This is a genomic window from Oricola indica, assembly GCF_019966595.1.
GTDB lineage: Bacteria > Pseudomonadota > Alphaproteobacteria > Rhizobiales > Rhizobiaceae > Oricola > Oricola indica.
The window spans coordinates 67,202-73,650 of sequence record NZ_JAINFJ010000014.1 but is presented as its reverse complement, the minus strand read 5'-3'; the positions used below and the strand labels follow the sequence as shown (position 1 = coordinate 73,650).

Below are 6,449 nucleotides of genomic sequence, written 5' to 3'. Positions count from 1 at the left end.
ACCATCCGTCTCGGCATCGAGGGCCTCGGCGAACAGACGCAGACGACCGTCGCCTGGGACGAACTGGAAGACTGATCAACAAACCCGCTCGACCTGTCAGCACCACCGCTTCCTTTGCCGAGGAAGTCGGGCGGGAAGGCGCTCAAAAAGATTGCCTTCTCTGCGAAGCAAAATAGCGAAGACGAATTGCGATCGGCTATGCCCGAATAGATGCTGGCAATCTGCGTAACGCCTTGAAAGTGGCCGTTCTCTCAATGACGGCTTTGCACCCCAAAGCGGACACGCCAATGCCCTTCGCTGGACTTCCGCTTCTGACACGGGAACAGTTTCTGAATAGCCAAAATGCGTTGTGCAGAAGTTGCCGTTCTGATTCACTTTCCGCGTTTACCGGCCCAGCACTTGCGGTGGATCGAACGCGGTGACAGCCGGCGGTTCTGTTTCCAGACGTTTTGCTTCAATCAGACAGGTCTGGGCGCTGGGGCCTTGCGCGAGGGTGGATGTCGGCAGATCGCGTGTCAGCGTATTCGGATTGCCGTGTCTGCAGCACTCCGGATCAGTGTCCCAATCGGGGTCATACCAGGCTCCGGTCGCTATCATGACGACGCCCGGGAGCAGGTCCGCATCGAGCCTGACTGCGCTGATGCAGGCGCCGCGATCATTGAACAGGCGCACCAGATCGCCCTCCGCAATGTTGCGGGCGGCGGCGTCTTGCGGGTTCATCCGGCACGGTTCGCGGCCCTGCAGCTTTCCCGCGCGGCTGTGGCTGCCGTGATCGAGCTGGCTATGCAGGCGGCGCTCCGGCTGATGCGAAATAAGGTGCAGCGGGAATTTCGCCGAAAGTTCTGAGCCCAGCCATTCCGACGGTTCGATCCAGACCGGATGGCCGGCATGGCCGAACCCCGCGAGCGTTTCCGAAAAGATCTCGATACGGCCGGAGGGCGTCGGCAATGGATGCCCGGCCGGATAGGCGCGGAAATCGCTCAACATCGTGACGGGTTCGTCCGGGGGCGCAAGCCTGATGGCCCCGGAATCGAGAAATTCCCCGAAGCCCGGAAGGTCATGACCCTTCGCCGATGCCCTTCGCCTGGACTCCTCGTAAATCGCCCGCAGCCATTCGCCTTCGCCCCTCCCTTCCGTGAACGCGTCATCGAAGCCGGTCTCATTGCTGCCGCTCGGGCGCAACCGCCTGGCGATCCCGGCGAAAATTGCGTGGTCGTTGCGTGACTGACCGTATGGATCGGCCGCGCGTTTCATTGCGAATGCGTAATTATCGCGCGGCGACGCGGCGATGTCGTTGCGCTCCAGCCCGACAGTCGCAGGCAGGACGATATCGGCATGGCGCGCCAGCGGCGTCCAGAACGGCTCGTGGACGATGACCGTCTCGATGCGCCCCCACGCCCTGCGCAACCGGTTGAGGTCCTGGTGATGATGGAAGGGATTGCCGCCCGCCCAGTAGACGAGGCGCGTATCCGGATAACGGTAATGGCCGCCATCATAGTCGAACGGCGCGCCCGGATTGAGCAGCATGTCGGCAATTCGGGCGACCGGTATGAAGCTTCGAACGGGATTGCGACCGGTCGGGAAGGCCGCCCACGGCATATGCGCACGGTGGCTGCCGACGCTGCTGACGGCACCGAGGCCGAGGCCGAAACCGGTGCCCTTGATGCCGATGCCACCGAGTATGGCCGCCAGCACGACGAGCATCCAATAGGCCTGCTCGCCGTTCTGCTGGCGGGTCAGCGACCAGCTCGCATTGACCAGGGTCGGTGTGGAGGCCATTCGCCGGGCCAGCGTCACGATCTTGTCGGCGGGGAGCCCGGTGATTTCCTCCGCCCAGTCAGCGGTCTTCGGCATGCCGTCCGCGGCCCCCATCAGATAGGGAAGAAACCGGTCGAAGCCCGTACAATGGCTCTTCAGGAATGCCTCATCGTGGCGATCCTCGCTGATGATGGTGTGCGCCAGTGCAAGCATCAGGGCGACATCTGTGTTGGGCCGGATCGGCAACCAGTCCGCGTCCAGCTCCGGCATCGTATCCGCCCTCGCCGGACTGACATTGACGAACTCCACGCCGGCGGCGCGCGCGGCACGCATCTCCGCTTGTTGCGCATGGCTCCCGGTACCACCGGGATTCATCTGCGAATTGCGGACCGCAATGCCGCCAAAGGCGACGACGAGCTTCGCGCCCTCCGCGATCGCCTTCCAGGAGGTGTGTCCGAGCAGCAACGACGGCATCGGCGCGACGATATGCGGAAGGATGACCTCGGCTGCCGCATAGGAGTAGGAATCCTTCGATGTCGTGCAGCCGCCGAACAGGTTCATGAAACGGCGCAACTGGCTTTGGGCGTGATGGAAGCGTCCCGCGCTCGCCCAGCCGTAGGAGCCGGCATAAATCGACTCATGCCCGTGATCGGTGCGCACGCGATCGAGTTCCCTGGCGACAAGGTCCAGCGCGTCGTCCCAGCCAAGTTCGACATAGCTGTCGCGCCCGCGCGCTTCGCGATCTCCCTCCAGCCATCCCTTGCGCACGACCGGCGCCGAGACCCGGCATGGGCCACTCAGCGTGTCGAGCATGGCGTCGCCGATCGGTGACGGTTCGAGATCGTCCTCGAATGGCGTCAACCGTGTCGGGCGCCCATTCTCGGAATGGACGCGATATGCCCCCCAATGGCCGACGGTCAGTGTCGTCGATGGGTCTGGATCGTCGCGATCGTCAATCATGGCCATTCTCCGTGGTGAACCCGCCATGTCTGTCCGGTTCCGCGGGTTTGGTCAGGCCGTCTCCGGACCTTCCGTCGCGATCAGGAGACAGCGGGCGTCCGCTCCAAGACCGGCATTCTCGAGCGCGGCAAGCGGTGCGGCCCCACTCGGCGTGGTGGAAATGCCGTGACTTGCGAGCAGGCGCGCCGAAGCTTCGGCTTCTTCATCGGTCACCGTCACGAAAGCATTGGCGTCCTGGCGCAGGGCCTCGAAGGCGATCAGCGAGGCATCCTTGCAGTCGAGCCGGCCCATGTTCGACTCGGGGCCGTCAGCGCGCGTCAGCTTGCCGGTTTCGATGCTTTTCAGCAGGCAGGGCGCGGCGTCGGGTTCGACGATGGTGATCCTGGGCTGGACCGGCCATTGGTCGCGGATATGTGCGGAAATGGCCGCCGCCAATCCGCCAACGCCGGCCTGAAGGAAGACATGCGTCGGCCAGTCGCCCGTCTGCTCGAGAATGGAACGGCATTCTTCCGCGAGAACCGTATAGCCTTCCATGACAAGGGCCGGACGGTCCGTGTATCCATCCCAGGAGCCATCTGCGAGCAGCAGCCAGCCATTCCGGTCGGCGGCGTCGATCGCATATCGTACGCTGTCCTCGTAGGAACCGTCGACGCGGAGCACCTCGCTTCCGGTCTCCCGAATGCGCTTGGCAAAGCCCTCGGGGACGGCGCTGCACAGCACGATGATCCCGCGCGCGCCGAAGATACGGGCGCCGGCCGCGACCGACAGGCCGTGATTGCCGGCGCTGGCCGTGATGAAGGTCATCCCCGCCGCTGCTTGGCGCGCCTTTTCGCCAAGCAGGTCGGCGGTTCCGGCGGCGTCCTCGATCATCTGGGCGACGGCAAACACGCCACCGAGCGCCTTGAAGCTGCCCAACCGCATGCGGCGCGTCTCATCCTTGATCCACAACGCGCCGATGCCCAGCGTCTCCGCCAGGTCCGGCATGAGGCGCAGCGGCGTGGGTTGATAGACCGGGCATTGCCGAAGCATGGCCAGCGGCCGGTCCGGGACGGCCCGAAATCGGCGCGGTATCGCGCCGTGGTTCGCGGGTGAATTCTCTATTTTCATTCGCGGCAAGATATGCCCCGCACTTGACTGAGAAACATCAAAATTGCCCAATAAATGAGAAAATTAAACTCCCGAAACACTATTTATGATTTGTCCGCATCGAACAAAGTCCGCAAACTCGGGCCGGCGGGCCTGCATTGAACGGTTGGAAATCGGCTCCAGACAATTGGCCTCCCTTAAGCCGCGCAGACCGGCAGGAAAAGGACAAATTCAGCATGGAAACGGCGCGCGCACCGGAAACTCCTGCACGGGCAAGTCTCCCCGAGGACCTGTGTCGGCAAATGGGCGAATGGCGGCATGACCTGCATCGCAATCCGGAACTCGGATTCAGCGAGAAGCGGACGTCGGGCATAATCGCCGCGCATTTGCGTTCGGCCGGGATCGCTGTCCACGAAGGTGTTGGCGGCACCGGCATTGTCGGGGTGCTTCAGCGCGGGACAGGCAGCGGCGCCATTGCCATCCGGGCCGAGATGGACGCCTTGCCGATCCCGGAAGAGAATGATTTCGGATATGCATCGGCGACGCCCGATACCATGCATGCCTGTGGACATGACGGTCATGCATCCATGCTTCTTGGCGCAGCGTTGTACCTCGCCAGACAAGGAACCTTCGACGGAACGGCGGTGTTCATCTTCCAGCCGGACGAGGAAAACGGGCGTGGCGCGCGCGCCATGATATCCGACGGGCTGTTCGAGCGGTTCCCCATCGACGCGATCTATGCGCTCCACAATTTGCCGGGCCTCGCCCCCGGACGCGTGGCGGTTCGTTCGGGAGCGGTGATGGCCTGCGAGGATACGTTCCGCATCGAACTGACCGGCAAGGGCACCCATGCGGCCATGCCGCATCGCGGCGTCGACCCGATCGTTGCCGGCGCGCAGGTGGTCAGCGCCTTGCAGACAATCGTCTCCAGGGAGATGGATCCTGTCGAAAGTGCGGTTGTCTCGGTGACCGATTTCATGACCAGCGGCGTTCGCAACGTTATCCCCGGCCAGGTGGTGATCACCGGAGATGCCCGATCCTATTCGCCGCAGACAGGCGATGTCATCGATGCAGCGATGCGCCGGATCGCCTCGGGCATCGCCGCCGCGCATCGCGCCGAATGCGCGGTGCGCTACAATCGCGAATTCACGGCCACCATCAACACACCGCGCGAAGCCGACATCGTGGCGCGCCTTGCGGCGACCTTGTTCGGAGCGGACGAGGTTGACGCCGATTGCCCGCCATTGCTGGCGTCCGACGATTTCGGGGCCTTTCTGGAGCATCGTCCCGGCGCCTATTTCTTCCTTGGCAACGGCACGGACGGGTCAAATGGCCGCGCGCTGCACAATCCGCGCTATGATTTCAACGACGACATTCTCGCCAGAGGCGCCGAATTCTGGACGCGTCTGATCGAAACCCGATTGCCGGCCTGAGATCAGTTGCCCATGAGCGATTCCCGCCTCCAGACCATGTCCGCCGACAGCGCTCCGCAGCGCGGATTTTCCTCTTCGGAGTTCGAACAACGACTTGCCGAAGCGCAGGCCCGAATGGCGGAGACCGGTTTCGACGGACTTCTCCTCACGACTGAACCGGAAATCCGCTATTTCACGGGCTTCCTCTCCCGCTTCTGGTTGAGCCCGACCCGGCCCTGGTTCCTGCTGGTCCCGGCGTCCGGCAAGCCGGTCGCCATCGTGCCGTCGATCGGGCGCGAATGCTTTGAGTCAACCTGGCTCGACGATGTGCGATGTTGGGATTCGCCGCAGCCGCATGACGAAGGCATCACGCTCGTCGCCGATACGCTTCGCGAAGTGTTGGGTGAAAAGGCCAGGATCGGCATTCTCGAAGGGCCGGAGACCCATCTTCGTATGCCGCTCGGGGATTTTCGCAGGCTTTGTGCTTCGCTGCCGAATACGGTCTTCGCCGACGTAACAGGCCTGATCCGGCAATTACGCATGGTGAAGTCGCCGGCGGAGGTCGAGAAGATCGCCCATGCCTGCGGTCTCGTTTCCGGCGTCTTCGGATCCTTTGCGGAGCAATTGCGCGTCGGCATGACGGATATCGAGATCTTCCGGCGCTTCAAGATCGCCTGTCTCGAAGCGGGTATCGACGATGTCGACTATCTTGTCGGCGGTGCGGGACGCGGCGGCTATGGCAACATCATTTCGCCACCCTCGACACGGCGCGTCGAGAATGGCGATATCCTCATGCTCGACACCGGATCGACATTTGACGGTTACTTTTGCGACTTCGATCGCAATTTCGCGTTCGGTCCGGTTTCCGAGGAGACGGCCAAGGCCTATGACGCGCTGCTCGAAGCGGTGGAAGCCGGACTGCAGGCATCACGTCCGGGCGCGACCTGCGCCGAGGTTTTCCATGCCATGCAGCGGATCCTCCGGAAGGAGTTCCCCGGCGAAGGCGGCGTTGGCCGAATGGGTCATGGGCTCGGCATGCAACTGACCGAATGGCCGTCCTTTGCCGCCAATGACGACACCGTGCTGCAGGCCGGCATGGTGCTGACGCTGGAGCCGTCTGTCGGCCTGCCCGGCGGCAGGATGCTGGTGCACGAGGAAGACTTTCTCCTGACCGAAGAGGGGCCGGTGCTTCTGACCACCGCAGCGCCAGCCACCATTCCCGTCATCGCCTGA

At 63.3% G+C, this 6,449-nt stretch carries 4 protein-coding genes; 2 read left to right on the top strand and 2 right to left on the bottom strand.

Annotated features, from left to right (window positions below):
* Positions 1-384: 384 nt before the first annotated feature.
* Together LC343_RS22425 and LC343_RS22420 are read right to left on the bottom strand one after the other, a co-directional pair.
* On the bottom strand, positions 385-2,718 hold the full coding sequence (locus LC343_RS22425) for a molybdopterin-dependent oxidoreductase (protein ID WP_223479415.1): 2,334 nt from the start codon (positions 2,716-2,718) through the stop codon (positions 385-387).
* Positions 2,719-2,769: 51 nt separating this feature from the next.
* Positions 2,770-3,747, bottom strand: a complete 978-nt coding sequence (locus LC343_RS22420) for a diaminopropionate ammonia-lyase (protein WP_223479414.1) — start codon at positions 3,745-3,747, stop codon at positions 2,770-2,772.
* 293 nt (positions 3,748-4,040) lie between these two features.
* On the opposite strand from LC343_RS22420, the gene LC343_RS22415 reads away from it, so the two are divergent.
* Positions 4,041-5,237 (top strand): M20 aminoacylase family protein, encoded by a 1,197-nt coding sequence (locus LC343_RS22415; protein ID WP_223479413.1) that lies wholly within the window; start codon positions 4,041-4,043, stop codon positions 5,235-5,237.
* 12 nt (positions 5,238-5,249) lie between these two features.
* On the top strand, positions 5,250-6,449 hold the full coding sequence (locus LC343_RS22410; RefSeq protein ID WP_223479412.1) for a M24 family metallopeptidase: 1,200 nt from the start codon (positions 5,250-5,252) through the stop codon (positions 6,447-6,449).

Coding starts and splice junctions, on each gene's coding strand:
- LC343_RS22425 (WP_223479415.1), bottom strand. CDS start 2,718: ATGATTGACGATCGCGACGATCCAGACCCATCGACGACACTGACCGTC.
- LC343_RS22420 (WP_223479414.1), bottom strand. CDS start 3,747: ATGCTTCGGCAATGCCCGGTCTATCAACCCACGCCGCTGCGCCTCATG.
- LC343_RS22415 (WP_223479413.1), top strand. CDS start 4,041: ATGGAAACGGCGCGCGCACCGGAAACTCCTGCACGGGCAAGTCTCCCC.
- LC343_RS22410 (WP_223479412.1), top strand. CDS start 5,250: ATGAGCGATTCCCGCCTCCAGACCATGTCCGCCGACAGCGCTCCGCAG.